Raw genomic sequence first — 21,675 nt, 5'->3', positions numbered from 1 at the left:
TAATGCCATTGAAAACTTTTACAACCCGTAAAGATTTATCTGACTTTTTGCTTACTCAAAAGGCAGCAGGTAAAGTTTTGGGTTTGGTTCCTACAATGGGGGCGCTGCATGCCGGCCATGTATCTCTTATAAACATTGCCCGGGAAAACAGCGATGTGGTAATCTGTAGTATTTTTGTTAATCCCACTCAGTTTAATGATCCTGCCGATCTGGAAAGATATCCCCGGCCTGTAAATGATGATATTGCAAAGCTGGAAGAAGCCGGGTGTGATGTGTTGTTTTTACCCCCTGTGGAGGAAATGTATAAGCAAGATGAACAATGGCATCTGGAATTGGGCGAAGTGGAAAATATACTGGAGGGTAAATTCAGGCCTGGCCATTACCAGGGAGTAACTCAGATTGTGAGCAAACTGTTCGACATTATTAAACCTGATATTGCTTTCTTTGGCCAGAAAGACTTTCAGCAATTTAAAATCATCAGCAGGATGACCGTACTTTTAAAGTTCCCTGTCAAGTTGGTGATGTGCCCCATTGTAAGAGAAGAAAGCGGACTGGCTTTAAGTTCAAGGAATATTCACTTATCAGATAAAGAACATCAACAGGCTCTAGCTTTATCTAAAGCCCTCCAAATAACCAAAAACAACTTTACTGAAAAGCCGTTAGAAGCGCTTAAAGCTGATGCAATTGAATTTTTAAATTCAAGCGAGGGTGTAGAGCTGGAATATTTTGAAATTTGTAATGCCGATGATCTTCAACCCGTCCATTCAAAAAATGTACAACATATTGTAGCACTTGTGGCAGCATATGTCGGTAAGACAAGGCTGATTGATAATCTCATCCTGAAGTAAATTTGCTTTACCTGGCGAACCGTATGAAAAAGCGAATAAAAAGTTTTACTTAATTTTGCAGCATGATCATAGAGATTCTTAAATCAAAGATTCATCGTGCAAAAGTAACGCAGGCTGAGCTGAATTATGTGGGAAGTATCACTATTGATGAAGAATTGATAGAAGCTGCTAACATTATTCCTAACGAAAAAGTTCAGGTAGTAAATAATAACAACGGTGCACGCTTTGAAACATACGTAATAAAAGGCGAACGCGGATCAGGAACCATTTGTTTGAATGGCTCTTGTGCACGACTTGCGCAGGTCGGAGATATATTGATCATCATGTCATACATGCACATAGAGTTTGAAGAAGCAAAAAAATATAACCCCCTTTTGGTTTTCCCTGACGATAATAACAAGCTGATAAAATAACTTTACTTTCCCGTCTAATAACTTAATTTTGTCCGTAATTAAAACTTATGGATAACATACAGATCATCGAAAGAAAGATTTTAACTCCCGAAAATCTCCTTCCAATCCTTCACGTATGGCGTTTTCTGGGGCAAAAAATAGTCTTTACCAACGGATGTTTTGATCTGTTGCACCGTGGCCACATTGATTACCTTGCAAAAGCTGCGGATTTAGGCACCAAACTGGTTATCGGACTTAATTCGGATGCCTCTACCTCTGCATTAAAAGGCCCGGGGCGCCCTATCCTTGATGAGACTTCCCGTGCTCATATTCTTGCTTCTTTATTTTTTGTTGATGCTGTAGTCTTATTCGATGAGCCAACTCCACTTGAACTGATACGCTATGTCAATCCTGATGTGCTTGTGAAAGGAGCGGATTATACGATTGACAAAATTGTAGGGGCAGATTTAGTTCTTGCAAACGGCGGAGAAGTAAAAACACTAACGTATTTGGAGGGTTATTCTACTACAGCTATTGAAAAAAAGATAAAGAGCAGCTGAAATTATAACCACTCGTGATGGATTTCCGGTTTACCGAAGAACAGCTAATGATACGCAGAGCTGCAAGAGATTTTGCACAAAACGTATTGAAACCAGGAGTAATTGAGCGGGACGAACATCAGCAATTTCCAGTAGAAGAAGTAAAAAAACTCGGAGAATTAGGTTTTTTAGGGATGATGGTTTCACCCGAGTACAACGGCTCGGGCATGGATACTACTTCGTATGTGCTGGCAATGGAAGAATTTTCTAAAATTGATGCATCCGCTTCGGTAGTAGTTTCGGTAAATAATTCGCTTATTTGTTATGGCTTGGAAAAGTTTGGTACCGAGGAGCAGAAGCAAAAATTTTTAAAGCCAGTAGCTGGGGGTGAAAAGTTAGGCGCTTTCTGCTTATCTGAACCCGATGCAGGATCAGATGCAACTTCCCAGCACACCACTGCTGTTGATATGGGCAATCATTATCTCGTTAACGGAACAAAGAACTGGATAACAAACGGAAATTCTGCCTCTGTTTATTTGGTTACAGCGCAGACTCATCCTGAAGCCGGACATAAAGGAATAAATGCCCTTATCGTCGAGAAGGGGATGGTCGGTTTTACGGTAGGAAAAAAGGAAAATAAACTTGGAATCCGGGGATCCGATACTCATTCGTTAATGTTTAACGATGTAAAAGTTCCAAAAGAAAATCGTATCGGCGAAGAAGGTTTTGGATTTAAATTTGCAATGGAAGTATTGGAAGCGGGGCGCATCGGGATCGCTGCTCAGGCATTGGGGATAGCTTCCGGGGCATACGAACTTGCGGTAAATTATTCAAAAGAACGTAAAACTTTTGGTAAGCCGATAGCCGAGCATCAGGCGGTGCAATTTAAGCTGGCAGAAATGGCTACAGATATTGATGCAGCCCGGCTTTTGTGTTTGCGGGCAGCCTGGTTAAAAGATCAGGGAGCAGATTATGCTAAAGAAGCATCAATGGCTAAACTATTTGCTTCAGAAGTTGCCATGAAAACCGCATCTGAAGCAGTACAAATACACGGCGGATACGGATATGTAAAGGAATACCATGTAGAGCGATTGCTTCGTGATGCAAAAATCACACAGATCTACGAGGGTACTTCCGAAATACAAAAAATTGTTATAGCCCGCGAACTATTAAAATCACAGTTATGAGGAATATTTTTATCTGCGCTTTATTCTGCTTTTCATTAGGAATGCTGTTAAACTCTTGCAAAAAAAACGAGCATCAGTTAAAGGAAGGGGTTTGGCGAGCCACTCTAAAAACGCAGTCGGGAGCAGAAATTCCTTTCAATTTTACTGTTTCAGATACCAACGGTAAAAAATCTGTATATATCTTAAACGGGAAAGATAAGTTCAGGGTTGATGAAGTTGAAGTTAAAGACGATTCGGTTTTTATTCAATTGCCTTTGTTTGATTCCGAAATACGGGCCTCACTGGGTAATACATTAAACGGAAAATGGATAAAACATCTTGCAACCAGAAATTCTGAAATGGATTTTTCTGCCGAGCACGACGTTTCCTGGCGCTTTTTTAAAACAAACACTAAGCCTGAATATCGGGTAGCGGGAAGGTGGTCGGCTACTTTTATTGGTAATGAAGGGAAAGACACGACGGTAGCAGTTGCAGAGTTTCAGCAGGATGGAGCGAATGTAACCGGAACTTTCTTAACCACAACCGGCGATTATCGTTTCCTGGAAGGCACAATTTCCGACGGTAAACTTTTTCTATCAACATTCGATGGAGGAAACGCGTATTTATTTACAGCTGACATTGAAAATGAAAATACCATTGTTAACGGAAAGTTTTATGCCGGCTACTCTTCTATTAAAGACTGGACTGCTCATAAAGATGATAAGGCTATTCTTCCGGATGCATATTCTCTAACCACTCTAAAACCGGGATATAAAACAATTAATTTTACTTTTCCTGATATGGAAGGGAAGAAAGTCTCTCTTTCTGATCCTAAATTTAAGGACAAGGTGGTTATTGTTCAGTTTTTGGGTTCCTGGTGTCCCAACTGCATGGACGAAACCGCTTATCTGGCCCCTCTATATAAAAAGTATAAGAATAAAGACCTTGAAATTGTAGGCCTTGCCTATGAACGTACTGCCGATTTTAACCGCTCTAAAAAAACGTTAAGCCGCTTGAAAGACAGGTTTGATGTGGATTACGATTTTCTTATTACCGGATACACCAATAATTCTGAAGAAGTATTAAAAAGTATTCCGGCATTAAATGATTTTAAAGCTTTTCCCACAACAATTGTAATTGATAGAAAAGGAGTGGTTCAAAAAATACATACTGGCTTTAGTGGTCCCGGAACAGGTGAACATTATAAACAGTTTACAGAAGAATTTGAAAAATTAATTGACAGCCTACTAGCTGAGAAATAAATATGAAGTTAAGATTGATAGCATGCTATTCTGTTGTGATAGCATTTTTGTTAGGGTCTTGTTCCACTAAAAAAGTGTTACTTGATCCTGTAACTGTTACGGGCAACGCTAATTCTGATACTTATCGGGGCAGTTATACAAAAACTACTGATATTGTGCATACCCGGCTCGATCTTAATTTTAACTGGGACAGTGCTTTTGTAATAGGTAAAGCCTATATAACTGCTAAACCTTATTTCTATGCGTTAGATAAAGTAACACTGAATGCGAGAGGCTTTAAAATAAATAGTGTAGAACTGATTCAAAATGAGGAGAATATACCGTTAAAATATACCTATGATGGTAATCTTTTAACTATCCAGCTCAATAAAACCTATTTACGCAATCAAAAATTCGGTCTTTTTATTGATTATGTGGCCATGCCGTACAAACTGCAGGTTGGCCGTGATATAGCTTCCGAGGAGTATCGGGGCATTTACTTTATAAATCGCGATGGAAAAGATAAAGATAAGCCGCGTCAGATCTGGACACAAGGTGAAACTGAATATAATTCAAGCTGGTTTCCTACAATTAACGGGCCTCAGGAAAAAATGACGCAGGAAATAAGCATCACGGTTCCCAAAAAATTAGCCACTCTTTCAAACGGTGCCCTCGATTTTTCAAGTGATAACGGCGATGGCACCCGTACCGATACCTGGCGGCAGGAGCTTCCTCATTCTACTTATTTAACTATGATTGCCGCAGGCGACTTTGTGGTAACAAAAGACAAATGGAGAGATAAAGAGGTAAATTATTATATGGAGCCTGCTTTTGCTAAAAACGCGAAACTTATATTCGGCAAAACGCCGGAGATGATCGAGTTTTTTTCAAAAAAGCTGGGCATTGATTTTCCATGGGATAAATATTCGCAGATTGTAGTACGTGATTTTCCCGGTGGTGCCATGGAAAATACATCAGCAACGGTTTTCTTCGAAGGGATGAACATGACCGAAGGCGAATACCTCGATAATAATCATGAAGATATTATTTCACATGAGTTATTCCACCACTGGTTTGGCGATATGGTTACCTGTGAATCCTGGGCTAATCTTCCGCTGAACGAATCTTTTGCTACTTATGGTGAATATTTATGGAACGAATACAAATATGGCAGAGATTACGCCGATTATTATCTGATGCTGGATAAACAGGCTTATTTCAAAAATCCGGGTAAAAAGGATGAAAATGTTATCCGATATAATTATGCGGATAAGGAGCAGATGTTTGATGTTGTATCGTATCAGAAAGGTGGCCAGATTCTTCATATGCTGCGCAAAACAGTGGGCGATGACGCCTTTTTCCAGGCATTAAAACTTTATCTTACACGTAACGCGTACAAAACAGCAGAAATAAATGATCTTCGCCTGGCCTTTGAGGAAGTGACAGGACAGGATTTAAACTGGTTTTTTAATGAATGGTTCCTTAGTTCAGGAAATCCTGTTTTAAATATACAAACCAGTTATAATGCCAATGCGAAAGAGGTGATGGTAATAATTCAGCAAAAACAGGATTTATCAAAAACCCCTTTATATCGTATCCCACTTGCAATAGATATTTACCGGGATGGAAAAACAGAGCGCAAAGAAGTGGTTTTGAAACAGCAGGAGCAACGTTTTACCTTCGAGGCAGAAACAGAACCTTCTTTAATAAATGTAGATGCAGAGAAATATGTATTAGCCGAAAAGAATGAGCAGAAGCCGTTAAAACAGTACATTTATCAATATCAGCATGCTCCTTTATTTATGGACAGGTTTGAAGCGATCGGTAAAATCATTTCAGATAAAGACCAGAAATTTACGCATCCGGTAATGATCACTGCTTTGGAAGATAAAAGTGCGGCAATCCGGCAAATAGCACTCAGCTTTGTATCAAGTTTAAATGAAACTGAAAAAAACAGTATCTATAACACAGTTAAAAACCTTGCATTAAAAGATCCTGATTCGCACGTCCGGGCAAAAGCGGTAGAAGTTCTTAAAAAGTCTTTTGAAGATCAGAAGGTAAAAGAAATCTTTCGCAAAACGTTGATCGATAAATCACCGGCTGTTAAAAAGGCCACTGAAGGAACAGCGAAAACAGACTAATCTTTTTCCCTATCCAATCCTCCAAATACCATTTTTATTATCGCCAGAACGATAGCAAACAGCAAGGCTGAAAAAAAGCCGCTGGTATTAAAACTCGTCATCAGTTTATCTACCAGTAATACCATTAAAACGGTAATGATAAATGACATCAGGCCTAGTGTTAATATGTTTATCGGGAAAGTAAGGATACGAAGAATAGTGCCTATAATGGCATTTGCCAGTGCAATAAGGATCCCGGCAATAATGGCGCTGCCAAAACCAGTTACTTCAACACCCGGGATTAGAAATGCGGCAACAGATACCGCAATACCCATTAATAAAATTTCAATTAATAGCCTCATGGTTCGTTTTTAAAACAAGTATGTTAAAAATGCTTAATTTCAGATAATTGTTTGAAAGTTAAGTGATAAGAATATAAAAAAATAAAAATCATTGGAATCATGTTTTTTCTAACAAAAAATATTTACTTATATTTGCATTGATCTGAAAAGAGGGGACATTGTCCCCTCTTTTCTTTTATCAGTGTTTTATGAATATAGAGAAACGTGTAGAAGAGTTGGTGAATCAAAAGATTTCTGATAAACCGGAACTTTTTTTAGTGGATGTAAAAATGCATCCTAACGGAAAATTAATTATTTTGGTAGATGGGGATAAGGGGCTGGATATTTCAGATTGTGTAGCCATAAGCAGGCATGTAGGTTTTCATCTGGAAGAAGAAAATGCAATAGATCATCCTTATAACCTGGAAGTTTCTTCGCCGGGTATTGATACGCCTTTAAAATTGAAAAGGCAATATCAAAAAAATACCGGCCGTAATTTAAGCGTTAAACAAGCGGATGGCAGCAAAAGAGAAGGAAAGCTGATTAGCGTTACAGACGAAGGAATTACGATTGAAGAGAAAAAACAAGAAAAAGGCAAAAAAACGCAGCAGGTTGAAAATTTTATCCCTTTTGAAAATATAACAGAAACAAAGGTTTTAATTTCATTTAAATAAAAATGAGCAATATAAATTTAATCGATTCATTCCAGGAGTTTAAAGACTTCAAGAATATTGACAGGCCTACGGTAATCAGTGTGTTGGAAGAAGTGTTCCGCAGCATGATTCGAAAAAAATATGGCACAGACGAAAATTGTGACGTGATAGTAAACCCGGATAACGGGGATTTGGAGATATGGAGAACACGTACTGTGATGGAAGACGGATTTTCTGAAGATGACGATTTGGAAATTGAACTGGCAGAGGCTCATCAAACAGATCCGGATTTAGAGGTTGGAGATGAATTTATTGAGCAGATCACGCTCGAAAGTTTTGGACGTCGTGCTATTCTGGCTGCACGCCAAACCCTTGTTTCTAAAATTTTAGAGCTCGAAAAAGACGAAATTTTCCGTAAGTACAAAGATCGCGTAGGCGAAATTGTAACAGGCGAAGTTTACCAGGTTTGGAAAAAAGAAACGCTGGTTCTGGATGATGAAGGAAATGAACTTATTTTGCCTAAAACAGAGCAAATTCCTGCCGATTACTTCAAAAAAGGTGATTCTGTTCGTGCCGTTATCCTGAAAGTGGATATGGTAAACAGCAATCCTAAGATCATTATTTCACGTACCGCTCCGGAATTTTTACAACGTTTATTTGAAATGGAAGTTCCTGAGATATTTGATGGGCTGATAACCATAAAAAAGATCGTCAGAGAACCGGGAGAGCGTGCTAAAGTTGCAGTAGAATCATACGATGACCGCATCGATCCCGTTGGAGCTTGTGTGGGTATGAAAGGTTCGCGTATTCATGGAATAGTGAGAGAGCTGAAAAACGAAAATATCGATGTTATCAACTTTACAAATAATATTTCGTTATATATTCAACGGGCTTTAAGTCCTGCAAGAATCAATACCATTAAACTGGATGATGAGGATAAAAGAGCAGCAGTTTATTTAAAACCGGATCAGGTTTCTTTAGCTATCGGCCGCGGGGGGCATAACATTAAATTGGCCGGGAAGTTAACCGGGTATGAGATTGATGTTTACCGGGAATCTGATGAAGACGATGAGGATGTGGATTTAGAAGAATTCTCAGACGAAATTGATGGCTGGATTATTGATGAGTTTAAAAGAATCGGTCTGGATACCGCTAAGTCGATTTTAGCATTATCTACCGATGAGCTTGTAAAACGGACAGATCTGGAAGAAAGCACCATCAAAGAAGTAATAAACATTTTAAAAGCTGAATTTGAATAAAATGAAATATAGTTGTTCAAATAGCGATATTAATTAACAATATAAAAAGCGTACTTTTGCGTAAAATACGAGGATAATTTATTAGATGTCAGAAGGAAAAAGCATAAATTTATTAAAAGCTGCAAAAGAACTTAATATAGGTTTGTCTACCGCTGTTGAGTTTTTAGGAAAGAAAGGGTATAAGGTTGATCCGAAGCCTACCACTAAACTTAACGAAGAGATGTATGGAGTTCTTTTGAAGGAATATCAGGGAGATAAAATCGTTAAGGAAGAGGCCAAACAAATAGTTATTGGCAAAATCCGTCGTGACGATATTCCTCCTTCTACTCCTGAAAAGCAAGAAACAAAAACGCCTAAAGATTTTGAGCAGGAAGAGATCCTGATTAAAAACGCTGGCCATTTTGCTCCTTCCGCAACAAACGAGAAACCTAAACAGGAACCTGTTAAAGAAGAGCCGGCTAAAGAAGACAAGCCGGACGAGGGTACATTGCCTGGGGTAAAAGTAGTTGGTAAAATAGATCTTGACAACCTGAACTCACGCAATCGTCCTGAAAAGAAAGAAGAAAAACAACCCATAGCTGAAGAAGAAAAAGCACCGGAAGCTCCTTCAGTACCTGTGCGTGAAGAAGCTAAAGAGGCCGAGCCTGTTAAAACGGTAGCTGAAGAAAAAGCACCGGCAGCTGAAGATAAGAAAGAAGAGCCGGTTTCTGCAACTTCCAGTGAACCTGCAGTTACAGCACCCTCTGCAGAAGAGTCTAATCCGGATGAAGAAGTTATCAGAGCCCGTGCACAACGTTTGAGCGGTCCCAACGTAGTTGGTAAAATTACCCTTCCCGTTCAGCATAACCGCCGTAAAGATCAGCCAGTGGCGTCGTCATCTAACGTTGCCAATAACGATCATAAACGGAAGAGGAAACGTAAAGAAGGTGGAAATGCTCCGGGACAGCAGCAAGGCCAGCAACAACCAAATGCAGGTCAGCCACGGCATGGCCAGCAAGGCCAGCATGGTAATCGTCCGGGAGGAGGCTACCAGGGAAATCGGCCTCATGGACAAGGCAATGCTCAGGGTGGAAGGCCCGATTTCAGAAACAGAACTCGTACACCGGAAGCTCCGAAGGCAGAACCTACTGATAAAGAAATACAAGATCAGATTAAAGCTACTCTGGCACGTTTAAGCGGTGCGGGTAAATCTGGTAAATTTGCTCAACGGGCAAAATTACGTCGCCAGAAGAGGGATGATGTAGCTCAAAACGCTGAAGAAGCCGCATTGGAACGTGAATTGCAGGCAAAAACACTTCGAGTTACGGAGTTTGTAACTGCTAATGAACTGGCGAGCTTGTTAGACGTTTCTGTTACTCAAATTATATCTACCTGCATGAGCTTAGGTATGTTCGTATCTATAAATCAACGGTTAGATGCGGAAACGCTTACTATAGTAGCAGATGAGTTTGGCTATAATGTGGAGTTCGTAAAACCGGATGATGAAGAAATATCATTGGAAGAGGAAGACGATCCGGATTCACTTCTGCCGCGGGCACCGATTGTAACCGTGATGGGACACGTGGATCATGGTAAAACCTCTTTACTGGACTTTGTCCGTAAAACGAACGTAATTGCAGGAGAAGCCGGGGGGATTACCCAGCACATTGGTGCATACGAAGTACAGCTGGAGAATGGTCGTAAAATGACTTTTCTTGATACTCCGGGTCACGAAGCCTTTACTGCTATGCGTGCACGTGGTGCACAGGTTACCGATATTGCAATTATTGTAATTGCTGCTGATGACAGCGTGATGCCACAAACAAGGGAAGCAATAAATCATGCCCAGGCAGCAGGAGTTCCGATAGTATTTGCCTTCAGTAAAGTGGATAAACCCGGTGCTAATGCCGATAAGATAAGGGAACAACTGGCAACGATGAATATCCTGGTTGAAGATTGGGGGGGTAAGTATCAGTGTCAGGAAATTTCTGCAAAAACCGGATTGAATGTTGATCTGTTGCTGGAAAAAGTACTGCTGGAAGCTGATCTTCTCGAGCTTAAGGCAAATCCGAATAAACGTGCTGTTGGTACGGTTATAGAAGCTGCCCTTGACAAAGGCCGTGGTATTGTAACAACGGTTTTGATTCAGAGTGGTACGCTTCGTGTAGGGGATCCTATCCTTGCAGGAAGTTACAGCGGAAGGGTAAAAGCCTTACACAACGAACGTGGTCAGAAAGTAGATAAAGCCGGTCCAAGTACGCCGGTGCAGGTATTAGGTATGCAGGGAGCGCCAACTGCCGGAGATAAGTTTAATGTGATGGAAAGTGAAGTGGAAGCACGTGAAATTGCCAATAAACGTTTGCAGTTACAACGTGAACAGGGACTTCGTACTCAAAAACACATTACACTCGATGAGATTGGCCGCCGTTTAGCAATAGGTAACTTTAAAGAGCTTAATGTTATTGTTAAAGGTGACGTGGATGGTTCAATCGAAGCACTTTCTGATTCCTTATTAAAATTATCAACTGAAGAAATCCAGGTAAATATTATACATAAATCAGTTGGCCAGATTTCCGAATCAGACGTATTGCTGGCAACTGCTTCCGATGCAATCATTATCGGATTCCAGGTTCGTCCGTCTCAGGGTGCACGTAAGCTGGCAGAGCAGGAACAAATTGATATTCGTCTGTACTCTATTATTTACGATGCTATAAATGAGCTGAAAGCAGCGATGGAAGGTATGCTTGCTCCTGAATATGAGGAGAAGATTACTTCGAATGTGGAAATCAGGGAAGTATTTAAAATAAGCAAAGTTGGTACCATAGCAGGATGTATGGTTCTGGAAGGAAAAATTAACCGGAACAGTAAGATTCGGATAATTCGTGACGGAGTTGTGGTTTATACAGGTGAACTTGCCTCCTTAAAACGTTATAAAGATGATGTGAAGGAGGTAGCAACCGGATATGAGTGCGGTTTAAATATTCACAACTTTAACGATATTAAAGTTGGCGATATTGTTGAATCCTACGAACAGGTAGAAGTAAAACGTAAACTTTAAAGAGTTTTTGTTTGATAAATAAAAAGAGAAATGCAGAACTCATAGTTCTGCATTTCTCTTTTTACTAACGCTTATAATCCACTTAGCACTTTTGTTATGCTCAAATCATCTGAAAGTTCCTTACGTGATTTAACAAGTGCCGAGCCGATTACCTGGTGCATGTCGTAATAACGGTATTCTGCCAGGCGGCCGCCGAAAATTACATTAGGTTCTAAAGATGCCAGTTCCTGATATTTTTTAAGAACAGACATATTTTTTTCATCATTAACAGGATAATATGGCTCTACACCACGGGCTCCGGTTACCGGATACTCTCTGGTAATAACTGTTTTTGGCTGGTTCCCGAATTCGAAATGCTTGTGCTCTATTATTCTGGTAAACGGAGTTTCTGCATCGTTGTAATTTACTACAGCGTTTCCCTGATAGTTCGGAGTATCTACTACTTCATCTTCAAAACGAAGGCTCCGGTACTCAAGCTCCCCGAATTTAAAATCAAAATACTCGTCGATTTTACCGGTAAAAACAATCTTTTCGGCCAGTAATTTTAATTCATTTCGGTCTTTAAAAAAGTCAACATTTATCCTGGTGTCAATCCCGTTTAATAAGCCGTTGATTATTTTATTATAACCGCCTACAGGGATTCCCTGGTATTTATCATTGAAATAGTTATTGTCAAACGTAAACCTTACCGGCAATCGTTTAATTATAAAAGGCGGAAGTTCTGTAGCCTTTCTTCCCCATTGCTTTTCGGTATAATGTTTTATCAGTTTTTCATAAATATCGGTTCCAACAAGCAGAAGAGCTTGCTCTTCCAGGTTTTTAGGCTCCTTAATATTTAAGCCGGCAATTTGCTCGGCAATTTTTGCTTTTGCCTCTTCAGGCGTCTTCGTGCCCCATAGCTGATAAAAAGTATTCATGTTAAAGGGCAGATTATAAAGTTGCCCGTAATAATTAGCAATAGGTGAATTGGTGTACCTGTTAAATTCCGCAAACTGATTTACATAATCCCAGATCTCTTTATCGTTGGTGTGAAAAATATGAGCTCCGTAAGCATGAACGTTAATACCTTCAATTTCTTTACAATAAACATTACCGCCAGCATGGCTTCGCTTATCTATAACAAGACATTTTTTTCCTGCCTTTTTAGCTTCATGTGCAAAAACGGCTCCGAATAAACCGGAGCCGACAATAAGGTAATCATAAGTAGATGAGTTCATATAATATCTTTCCTGTCGTATTTATTGATAGTGCTATTCGTATTTCGAGTTTTATTAAAACCAGTAAAGAGACCGCGTTTTTGGAAACCGTGGATAAGGTCAAATTGTTTTAATATGCGGAAGAATCGCAATCTTTATTTTGGTAAAGAAAGCAGGAGTAGAAAGTTTATACAGAGAAAGAGACTGATTTGTTAGCTTTCAAAAGTTTGCATATCTATCAGGCGTTTATAGAGACCATTCTTTTGAACTAAGAATTGGTGAGTTCCCTGTTCAGCAATTTTCCCCGCATCTAAAACGATGATGTTATCTGCATTTTGAATGGTACTAAGGCGATGCGCAATTACAAAAGTTGTACGGTTCTTCATTAAATTGTTTAATGCTTCCTGTACCAGCTTTTCCGATTCCGTATCGAGAGCCGATGTCGCTTCATCCAAAAGCATAATAGGCGGATTGTTTAAAACAGCCCTGGCAATATTTAAACGTTGTTTTTGTCCACCGGAAAGCTTCAATCCACGATCGCCGATGTTAGTGTAGTATTGATTTTCTGTTTTAAGGATGAACTCATGGGCATTGGCAATTTTTGCAGCCGTTTCAACCTCTTCGATAGTTGCTCCGGGTTTTCCGAAAGCGATGTTATTAAAAATGGTATCGTTAAATAAAATAGACTCCTGGTTTACAATTCCCATCTGTTCGCGTAAGGAATTTAAGGATATTTGACGAATGTCACGGCCATCTAATAAGATTTTTCCCGACTGAGGGTCCATAAAACGTGGAATAAGATCCATTAAAGTAGATTTTCCTCCACCGGAAGGTCCTACCAGCGCAATGGTTTTTCCTTTCGGAACAGTAAGTGAAATATTGTCTAAAATAACTTTATCGCCATACGAAAAGGTAACATTTTCAAATCGGATCGATTCGTTAAAGCCTTTAACATCAATTGCATCTGCCGCGTCTGTAATAGCAGGTTTAATATCGATCAGGTCAAGAACTCTTTCTCCGGCTGCAATGCCTGAATGTATATTACTAAAGGAATCGGTTATTGCTTTTGCAGGGCGCATTATCTGCGAAAAAATGGCGATGTAGGTAATAAACTCTGACGGACTCAGCTCGGAAGTTTTGTTCAGGATAAGGTATCCGCCATAAAGTACAATTCCGGCAACCATGCTGACACTCAAAAATTCAGACACCGGAGATGCCAGCTGTTGCTTTCTTGCCATTGATTTAATCAGGCCCGTGTAATGCCGGTTCTCCTGGTTAAATTTATCTTTAACTAATTCAGAAGCGTTAAATGCTTTGATCACTTTAATGCCCGAAAGTGCTTCGTCAAGATAGCTTACCATTAAGCCGAAAGACTGCTGAGAACTTATAGCCTGCTGCTTTAAACGTTTAACAATTCGGCCTATAATAAATCCCGCTAAGGGTATAATTAAAAGCGAATACAGGGTTAATTTAGTTGAAATGGAGAAAAGGACGATCAGGTAGGCTATTATTTGTAACGGTTCCTTAAAAAGTACCTGCAGTGTACTTGTTACTGAGAACTGTACTACCTGTACGTCTGATGCTATTTTCGAAATAATATCGCCTTTACGTTCATTACTGAAATAGCCGGTATGAAGTTCCATTACATTGTTAAATACCGATTTCCGTAAGTTTAGCAATGTGTGTGCACGTAAATTTTCCATTATCCGCTGTGAGAAATAGCGGAAGAGATTGGCCAGGAAAACAGAAATTACGATCATGAGACATACAAATTTCAGTGCTTCCCATGTGCCATAATTGGTAATAAAATAATGCACGTAATAATTGAACGTATCCATTATATTCAAACTTGAACCAGAAGCCGGGTCTGCAGAAACTTTATCTTTTACAAAAAGGGTATCTAAAAGCGGCGCAAGAAGAGCAAGATTGAGGGTGTTGAATATAATTGCTAAAACAGTGGAAATAATATAGGGTATTGCAAACTTTTCAATTGGCTTGGCAAAAGAAAGAAGTCGGAAATAGATTTTCATTGTTAAAATTGTTTGCAAAGGTACTCATTTTAAAAGGAGTAAATGAGACTCGAATTACCCATAAAAATGTATTTTAAGCCTTTATAGTAATTATGAAAAGTAAAATTACAGGAAGAGAAACGCAATATCTTTTTACTGCTAAAATATTGAACAAATACGAAGTTAAATATTATCAATGTAAAGAAACAGGATTTATACAAACTGAAGAGCCTTTTTGGCTTCCGGAAGCTTATTCAAAACCTATTACAGAAACTGATCTTGGATTAATCTACAGAAATATCATCTTATCAAAAAAGGTTGCAAAACTTATATTCACATGCTTAAATCACACAGGAACGTTCTTGGATTTTGGAGGGGGATATGGATTATTTACACGTTTAATGCGAGACAAAGGATATAATTTTTATACTACGGATAAGTATTGTGAAAATATTTTTGCAGAAGAATTTGATTTAAATAAAAATCACAATTTGAAATTTGAGGCAGTAACTGCTTTTGAAGTGTTGGAGCATTTGGATGACCCATTAAGAGATTTAAGAGATTTATTTAAATACAGTTCTAATCTTATATTTTCGACAGAAATACAACCAGAAAATTTAAAAACAGCTGAAGACTGGTGGTATTTTGCACCAGAAATTGGACAGCATATTTCCTTTTACAGTATTAAATCTTTAAGACATCTCGGAAGAAGACTAAATAAAGAATTTTATACAGACGGAAGTTCTTTACATATGTTTACTGAAAAAAAATTAATTGGCGACCCTTTTAAGTCAATAAAAGATCCCTGGTATATCAGAAAAATAAGAAAGTACATAGTAAGGTATGATCAGACCAAAACAGGGAACAAGGAAAGCTTACTTAAAAAGGATTACGAATCAATAAGAGACAAGTTGAAGCTTTAATTTATAAAGCAAGTTTTTCCTTTATTGCTTTCCATACTTTTTCAACTGAAATGTTTGTAATACAAGGAAAAGGATCTTGCTCTTTATGATTAATTCTACAATTCCAGTTGCATTCAAAACATTCCATAATTTCGTAAACATAAGCTACTTTTGTAGTTATATTAGCAGGATAAGGTGCAAAACGATAGAAATGGCCTCCTCCTAAAATACAAACACAGTCAACATTGCAAGCTGTGGCTATATGTACAGCACTGGTTTCATTGCAAATTACAAGCTTAGAGCTGGCAATTTTTTTAATTATCTCTGGCAATGAAGTTTTCCCTGTTAAACTAAAAACTCGATCTGATTTTAATCCTGATAGTAAATAATTTGAAATGCTAGTTTCTGTTGGAGCTCCTGCAAGAATAATATTATAGGGTGTGGCTGATAAAATTCGTTTTAATATTTCCAATAGTTTTTCCTCTGACCAATTTCTTTTAAAATAACCTGACCCCAAGAATACTAAAATATCTACAGGTACCGACTCTGAAACAGGAAGAAGAGGTGAACCCAAGTCTATCTTATTTCCAACAACCTGCTCAAAAAAAAAGAGATTTCTTTCAAATTCATGTTTTTTTGTAATCGGTAAACTATAAAGAGATGTATAAAACTTATCGGTAATCCGTTTGTACCGAGGATTTAATTCAGAATCACTATTGAAAGAAAGAATTGACTTGGCGTTTGTTAAACCTGCTAGACCGTTTGCTAAAAGAGTTCGGGAGTATGTAGGTTGTAATACTACTTCATACCCTTTTTTAAACAACTGCCATCCAAGCTTTAATGCCTGTAAAGGACTATTATAAATCATATCAGGATCAATGAAACGGAAGTTAGTAATGAACGAACTATCATAACAAAGTGTTAGATCTTTCCAGAGAATATTACCTACTAGATCTATTTCGTAATCCTGGTATTTTTTAGAAAACTTAAGAACTTCGATAAAATTTCTAAAAAGAATATAATCGCCAATAGCGTCAATCTTAATTAATAATAAAGTTTTAGATGTATTCTTTCTAAAAGGTAAAAGAAGCTTGAATAAAAAAGGGCCTCTTAATAAGATAAAACGGGTTATTCTAAAAATATTCCTGTTTTTAATTTTCATTGTGTGGATTTCAACGAGATTAAACGGGTCTTCTTAGTAGTTTTTGTTTTATTTTTTTAAATGTAAAACGTAGCCATATTCCTAATCCGTAGTACTTGTAAATAAAAGATGATTTTTTGTTTTCAAATGCTAAATCTTTTTGAATAGATGAAATCCCCGTATGATTATACTTTGCTATTATAAAATCAATAAATTTGAATTTATATCTTTTATCTTTCCAGCACCACATGTTTAATAAGTGATCTGCAGAAATCGGATAATTAGTATCAAATTTATATACTTTAAAAACTGAAACAGGATAAATTATAGCTTGATGGCATATTCCTGTTTTGGCCTGTTGATACGCATTTAAGACTCCTAAATATTTTTGCCCTTCCTTTAAAACGCTACCGTAATATATAGTATCTGGATCTTTTAAGGCTCCTACCATACTTGAAAATTCAGGTAATAATACATCATCTGCACCCAAAAAATATACCCATTCACCTGTTATATAATTTAAAGCCTTATTCATAGCTTCATATATTCCATTATCCGTTTCGCTCTTCCAATAGTGTATCTTATCCGAATTGCTTTTTAAAATTTCTACAGTGCCGTCGGTACTTCCTCCGTCTATTACAATAATTTCAATTTCAGAATGACTTTGGGAATAAATACTGTCGAGGCATTTTTGCAAGGAATTATTAATGTTATAGGTTACAAGAATAATTGAGATTTTCTTTATACTCTGCATGTTATCTTTCATCTCTTCTCTTCAAATCAGTTGAAAGGCGCCTACAAGTATTGTTTCAGACCTTGTAAACATTCTACTTTTTTTTCCTTTATAGCCTTTAAAAGTAAAATGTTATTCTTTTCTAATATCATTCTTTCATTAACGACATGAAAAATATGAAAAACAACGCCGCCAAATTTTAGAACACGCTTTTTTATACCTGCATTAATTAATCTGGCAGCTACTTCGTTGTCCTCCCTTCCCCAACCTGCAAATTCTTCGTTATATCCGTTCACTTTTATCAGGTCTTTACGCCAGAAGGCCATATTGCAGCCACGCATAAAGTAAATATCATTAATCCTGTACCGTTCTGCCAGATAATTCCTTACTATACTTATCCGGAAACCATTTGAAATGTTAAACAGGCCTTTAGTAAAGATATTTAGCTTTATACTACACTCCTGGAGTAACTTCCCTGACAACTCTTTATCAATCATTACTCTGCTGCCTGTTACAAAATACCCAGGGTTCGCAAAACTTAAATGATCTGAAATAAATTTACTATGCAATATAAGATCGCCATCAATCTGAATAATATAATCTTTTGTTGAAGCAGCAATTGCTTTATTCCTGATCTTAGCTAACTGAAATCCTTCATCGGGTTGCCACACATGTATTAACGGGACAGGAAAGTTTTTTTTATGTTTTTCGATCAATGCTTTTGTCTCATCACCCGATCCGTCATCTGCTATAATTACTTCGTCAGGCAATACTTGTTGATTAAGTACACTCAACAAACACAGATCAAGTGCTTTTGGCCAGTTATAAGTAGAAATAATCAGGGATGTTGATATTTTTTTTCTTTCAAACATTAAATCAATTACTAAGAGTCCGATAGCCATTTAAGCATATCTGAACTTTTTCATCTATAACTCTTTCTATTTCAAAACGATGTTCGGTTTCTTTTTCTTGTGCACATACGGGATGAAACAAATGAAATTGAATGGCACAAAGTTTTATTATCTTTTTAATAATTCCATTATTTATAAATCTTGCTGCAAGCTCTTCATCTTCATGGCCCCATCCGGTCAGGTCGTTATTATAGCCGTTTACCAATTCAAAATCTTTTTTCCAGAAAGATAAGTTAGACCCGCGTACGTTTCTTGATGACATTTCTTTTCTTGATCCTAAACTTCGCAAAGAAAAAATTCTTATAGCGTTGTTTCTGTTTCTTACGCCGGAAGAAAAAGGAGAAATAGCATAGCTTTTTTTAGCTATTAGCTCTTTTGTTTTCTCTGGAGTAAGCATGGCTCTTGTTCCTCTGATAAACGTATTTTTTTCAGCCGACGTTACATGGTCGCTGATAAAATTTTTATCAAGTATTACATCTCCGTCTATTTGAACTATATAAGCAGAGCTGCTTTCGGCAATTGCCTTATTTAAAATAATAGTTTTGCGAAAACCTATGTCTTCATGCCATATATGTTTTAAAGGAATTTTAAAGGCTGGCTCGTACTTTTTTATAAGTTGCCTTGTTTCCTCACCCGAACCATCATCTGCTATAATAACTTCTGCAGGAAATACACTTTGATTTAAAACACTTATCAAACAAAGTTCCAGGGCTTGCGGCCAGTTATAGGTAGATATAATAAGGCTTGTAACGGGTATATTCATAAAGAGTATAGTTCGGTATCCTGTCTGCGCTGCAATGTTATATCATTATGAATATAAAATATTATATCCCAATTTCTCTTGTTCAACTGTTAACTTACTGTTACCTGTTATTCAGGTAAACGATTTTGCAAAAATAAATAAAGGCCTTAATATAGCTTTTCAAATTTTACTATTTTAAAAAATGCATAATTTCTGCTGATGAAGTATGTAAAACCAGAATTCCGAAAAATTGCCAGAACATTAACTATTATTGAGAATGATCTTGAAGGGTGTGATGATATACTTCATAATCTGCCTTCTATTTCCGGATCTGTTGTACTTGGAATAACCGGCCCTCCAGGGGCTGGTAAAAGCACTTTAATTAGTAAACTTATCAGTAAAATTCTGAAATCTGATAAACGAATTGCAGTGCTTGCTGTAGACCCAACTTCTCCTTTTAATTATGGTTCTTTATTGGGCGATCGTATCCGAATGAATGAACACTTTAATAACCAAAACGTATTTATTCGTTCCGTTGCTACACGCGGTTCGCTAGGCGGGATTTCTGCCAAGACCATTGAAATGGTGGATGTTCTGAAAGCGGCAGGATTTGATTATGTAATAGTGGAGACAGTTGGAGTTGGACAATCTGAAGTTGAAATAGCAGGACTGGCAGATGTAACAGTTCTGGTGCTCGTTCCGGAGGCCGGTGACGAAATTCAACATATAAAAGCAGGTTTAATGGAAATAGCAGACGTGTTTGCAGTCAATAAGGCAGACCGGCCGGGCGCTGCTGAATTTGCAAATAACCTGAAAAAATTAACAACGCAACGAGGCTGCGAAACACCAGTTATTAAAACCAATTCAGAGAAAGCCGAAGGAATTGATGAACTGTTAAGTTCAATACATTCTGCACAAAAAACTCATACTGGTAAAAGAAAGGAAATGCTACTGGCTGAAAAAGCATGGAGTTTGATTCAAAGCAAAAAGATGAAAGGGATAGATAAAAAAAAGCTTCAGCAGGAAATTGCTGAAGCTTTGAAGGAAAGTGATTTTAACCTGTATCGTTTTGTTAACGATTGGATCAGGAATTCATGATTTCTTCTATTTCTTCTATTTCTAAAGGAATATTTTCCATCAGGTCGATATTTCCTTCGCCGGTTATTAAAATATCATTTTCAAGCCGTATCCCTAAACCTTCTTCAGGAATATAAATACCGGGTTCGCAGGTAAGAATATTTCCGGGTTCAAAAGGCTTGTAACGGCTTGCAAAATCATGCACATCCAACCCAAGGTGATGGGAGGTTCCATGCATAAAATATTTCTTATATAACGGCATGGAAGGGTTTTGCTTTGAAACATCGTGTTTATCGAGCAGGCCTAATCCAATCAGTTCACTTTCCATTATTTTACCTACCTCCTCCTGATATTCGTTCCATATTGTTCCGGCAACTATCATTTTAGTGGCTTCTTTCAGTACTCTTAAAACGGCCTGGTAAACTTCTCGCTGGCGTGGAGTGAATTTGCCGCTAACTGGAATTGAACGGCTTAAATCAGCATTGTAATTTGCATATTCGGCAGCAAAATCAAAGAGTATTACCTCACCAGCTGCGCAAATTTGGTTATTATCGTTATAATGAAGGATATTAGCATTTTTACCGGAAGCGATAATTGGGCTATAGGCATGCCCGGTAGCTCCCTGCCTGATAAACTCATGAATAATTTCTGCCTCTATTTCGTATTCTTTCACCCCGGGTTTAACAAACTTAAGAACTCTTACAAACGCATCCCGGGTAATATTGCATGCTTTTTTGGTCAGTTCAATCTCAATTTCAGATTTGACTACACGTAAATCGCGAAGAATTGGTGCAGCCCGTTCGAAGTGGTGTAGTGGGTACCGTTTTTTTAGTTCCCTGATAAACCGAAGGTCGCGATATGGAACTCCGGGCGAAAAGCGGTCATTCTCGTTGGTATTCAGGTAGATTGTTTCGGCATAAAAAATTATAGACGTTAAAATACTCCAGAAATCTTCCAACCAACGTACGTTTTCAATTCCTGATACTTTACTTGCTTCTTCCCTGGTATATTTGTATCCTTCCCAAACTGCTATGTGTTCATTTGTTTGTCTTAAAAATAGTACTTCACGATACAAAGGATTAGGGCAATCGGGATATAAAAGTAAAATAGTTTGTTCCTGATCAATACCTGATAAATAAAAAAGATCGGCATTCTGCTTAAAAGGGAAGGTCTGATCGCCGCTACGTGGAAATTCGTCGTTGGCATTAAAAAGAGCAATAGAATTAGTGCTTAACCTATTGCAAAAACGCTTTCTGTTAGAAATAAACAATTTATTATCTATTGGTAAATACTTCATAAGAACCTTGTATCTTTTGCTAAAATTAAAAACCTTTAAGTATAACTAATGTTAATGCAAGAAAATGGAAT

The 21,675-nt window shown here is 37.8% G+C and carries 19 protein-coding genes; 11 read left to right on the top strand and 8 right to left on the bottom strand.

Annotation, left to right across the window (positions count from 1 at the left end; all coding sequences use genetic code 11):
* Positions 1 to 8: 8 nt before the first annotated feature.
* The 6 genes from panC to ACLCDL_RS12830 all read left to right on the top strand — a co-directional run bounded on the left by panC (position 9) and on the right by ACLCDL_RS12830 (position 6,327).
* Entirely contained in the window at positions 9 to 848 is an 840-nt protein-coding gene (gene panC / locus ACLCDL_RS12855; RefSeq protein WP_423148723.1) for a pantoate--beta-alanine ligase, read from the top strand.
* 62 nt (positions 849 to 910) lie between these two features.
* Complete coding sequence (gene panD / locus ACLCDL_RS12850) at positions 911 to 1,261, top strand: aspartate 1-decarboxylase (protein ID WP_423148722.1); 351 nt, start codon at positions 911 to 913, stop codon at positions 1,259 to 1,261.
* A gap of 47 nt (positions 1,262 to 1,308) precedes the next feature.
* A complete protein-coding gene (gene rfaE2 / locus ACLCDL_RS12845) occupies positions 1,309 to 1,800 on the top strand; it encodes a D-glycero-beta-D-manno-heptose 1-phosphate adenylyltransferase (RefSeq protein ID WP_423148721.1) in 492 nt (163 codons plus the stop codon).
* A gap of 17 nt (positions 1,801 to 1,817) precedes the next feature.
* Entirely contained in the window at positions 1,818 to 2,966 is a 1,149-nt protein-coding gene (locus tag ACLCDL_RS12840; protein WP_423148720.1) for an acyl-CoA dehydrogenase, read from the top strand.
* Positions 2,963 to 4,207 carry a peroxiredoxin family protein gene (locus ACLCDL_RS12835; RefSeq protein WP_423148719.1) on the top strand — a complete coding sequence of 415 codons (1,245 nt, stop codon included), beginning with the start codon at positions 2,963 to 2,965 and terminating at the stop codon, positions 4,205 to 4,207. The genes ACLCDL_RS12840 and ACLCDL_RS12835 overlap by 4 nt, the downstream gene beginning before the upstream one ends.
* A 2-nt stretch (positions 4,208 to 4,209) precedes the next feature.
* The gene (locus ACLCDL_RS12830) at positions 4,210 to 6,327 is read left to right on the top strand and encodes a M1 family aminopeptidase (protein ID WP_423148718.1); all 2,118 of its coding nucleotides are present in this window, start codon (positions 4,210 to 4,212) and stop codon (positions 6,325 to 6,327) included.
* On the opposite strand, the gene ACLCDL_RS12825 is transcribed toward ACLCDL_RS12830, so the two are convergent.
* A complete protein-coding gene (locus tag ACLCDL_RS12825) occupies positions 6,324 to 6,668 on the bottom strand; it encodes a phage holin family protein (protein WP_423148717.1) in 345 nt (114 codons plus the stop codon). The genes ACLCDL_RS12830 and ACLCDL_RS12825 overlap by 4 nt on opposite strands.
* A 188-nt stretch (positions 6,669 to 6,856) precedes the next feature.
* Between ACLCDL_RS12825 and rimP the strand changes: the two genes are divergently transcribed.
* From rimP to infB, 3 genes are all read left to right on the top strand, one after another.
* Positions 6,857 to 7,321 carry a ribosome assembly cofactor RimP gene (rimP, locus tag ACLCDL_RS12820; RefSeq protein ID WP_423148716.1) on the top strand — a complete coding sequence of 155 codons (465 nt, stop codon included), beginning with the start codon at positions 6,857 to 6,859 and terminating at the stop codon, positions 7,319 to 7,321.
* Positions 7,322 to 7,323: 2 nt separating this feature from the next.
* Positions 7,324 to 8,559, top strand: coding sequence for a transcription termination factor NusA (gene nusA / locus ACLCDL_RS12815; RefSeq protein ID WP_423148715.1), 1,236 nt, complete (start codon positions 7,324 to 7,326; stop codon positions 8,557 to 8,559).
* Positions 8,560 to 8,644: 85 nt separating this feature from the next.
* The gene (gene infB, locus ACLCDL_RS12810; protein WP_423148714.1) at positions 8,645 to 11,596 is read left to right on the top strand and encodes a translation initiation factor IF-2; all 2,952 of its coding nucleotides are present in this window, start codon (positions 8,645 to 8,647) and stop codon (positions 11,594 to 11,596) included.
* Between the two features lie 71 nt (positions 11,597 to 11,667).
* On the opposite strand, the gene glf is transcribed toward infB, so the two are convergent.
* Positions 11,668 to 12,813 (bottom strand): UDP-galactopyranose mutase, encoded by a 1,146-nt coding sequence (gene glf / locus ACLCDL_RS12805; RefSeq protein WP_423148713.1) that lies wholly within the window; start codon positions 12,811 to 12,813, stop codon positions 11,668 to 11,670.
* A 191-nt stretch (positions 12,814 to 13,004) separates the two neighbouring features.
* Positions 13,005 to 14,822, bottom strand: coding sequence for an ABC transporter ATP-binding protein (locus ACLCDL_RS12800; RefSeq protein WP_423148712.1), 1,818 nt, complete (start codon positions 14,820 to 14,822; stop codon positions 13,005 to 13,007).
* Positions 14,823 to 14,914: 92 nt separating this feature from the next.
* Between ACLCDL_RS12800 and ACLCDL_RS12795 the strand changes: the two genes are divergently transcribed.
* On the top strand, positions 14,915 to 15,724 hold the full coding sequence (locus tag ACLCDL_RS12795; RefSeq protein WP_423148711.1) for a class I SAM-dependent methyltransferase: 810 nt from the start codon (positions 14,915 to 14,917) through the stop codon (positions 15,722 to 15,724).
* A 1-nt stretch (position 15,725) separates the two neighbouring features.
* On the opposite strand, the gene ACLCDL_RS12790 is transcribed toward ACLCDL_RS12795, so the two are convergent.
* From ACLCDL_RS12790 to ACLCDL_RS12775, 4 genes are read right to left on the bottom strand one after another with little or no spacing between them, the layout of a single operon-like run.
* A complete protein-coding gene (locus ACLCDL_RS12790) occupies positions 15,726 to 16,865 on the bottom strand; it encodes a glycosyltransferase family 9 protein (RefSeq protein WP_423148710.1) in 1,140 nt (379 codons plus the stop codon).
* Positions 16,866 to 16,884: 19 nt separating this feature from the next.
* The gene (locus ACLCDL_RS12785; RefSeq protein ID WP_423148708.1) at positions 16,885 to 17,610 is read right to left on the bottom strand and encodes a glycosyltransferase family 2 protein; all 726 of its coding nucleotides are present in this window, start codon (positions 17,608 to 17,610) and stop codon (positions 16,885 to 16,887) included.
* Positions 17,611 to 17,639: 29 nt separating this feature from the next.
* Entirely contained in the window at positions 17,640 to 18,479 is an 840-nt protein-coding gene (locus ACLCDL_RS12780) for a glycosyltransferase family 2 protein (RefSeq protein ID WP_423148706.1), read from the bottom strand.
* Positions 18,454 to 19,251 (bottom strand): glycosyltransferase family 2 protein, encoded by a 798-nt coding sequence (locus ACLCDL_RS12775; RefSeq protein WP_423148705.1) that lies wholly within the window; start codon positions 19,249 to 19,251, stop codon positions 18,454 to 18,456. The genes ACLCDL_RS12780 and ACLCDL_RS12775 overlap by 26 nt, the downstream gene beginning before the upstream one ends.
* A 198-nt stretch (positions 19,252 to 19,449) precedes the next feature.
* Here ACLCDL_RS12775 and meaB point away from each other — a divergent pair, with 198 nt between their 5' ends.
* Complete coding sequence (gene meaB / locus ACLCDL_RS12770; RefSeq protein ID WP_423148704.1) at positions 19,450 to 20,328, top strand: methylmalonyl Co-A mutase-associated GTPase MeaB; 879 nt, start codon at positions 19,450 to 19,452, stop codon at positions 20,326 to 20,328.
* Here the strand turns inward: meaB and ACLCDL_RS12765 are convergent.
* The gene (locus tag ACLCDL_RS12765; RefSeq protein ID WP_423148703.1) at positions 20,315 to 21,604 is read right to left on the bottom strand and encodes an aminopeptidase P family protein; all 1,290 of its coding nucleotides are present in this window, start codon (positions 21,602 to 21,604) and stop codon (positions 20,315 to 20,317) included. The two genes, meaB and ACLCDL_RS12765, sit on opposite strands and share 14 nt — an antisense overlap.
* Positions 21,605 to 21,675: the final 71 nt, after the last annotated feature.

Origin of the sequence: Rubrilithobacter danxiaensis (assembly GCF_047272945.1) — a bacterium.
Lineage (GTDB): Bacteria > Bacteroidota > Bacteroidia > Sphingobacteriales > Sphingobacteriaceae > Rubrolithibacter > Rubrolithibacter danxiaensis.
This window is presented reverse-complemented; position numbering and strand designations above follow the sequence as displayed.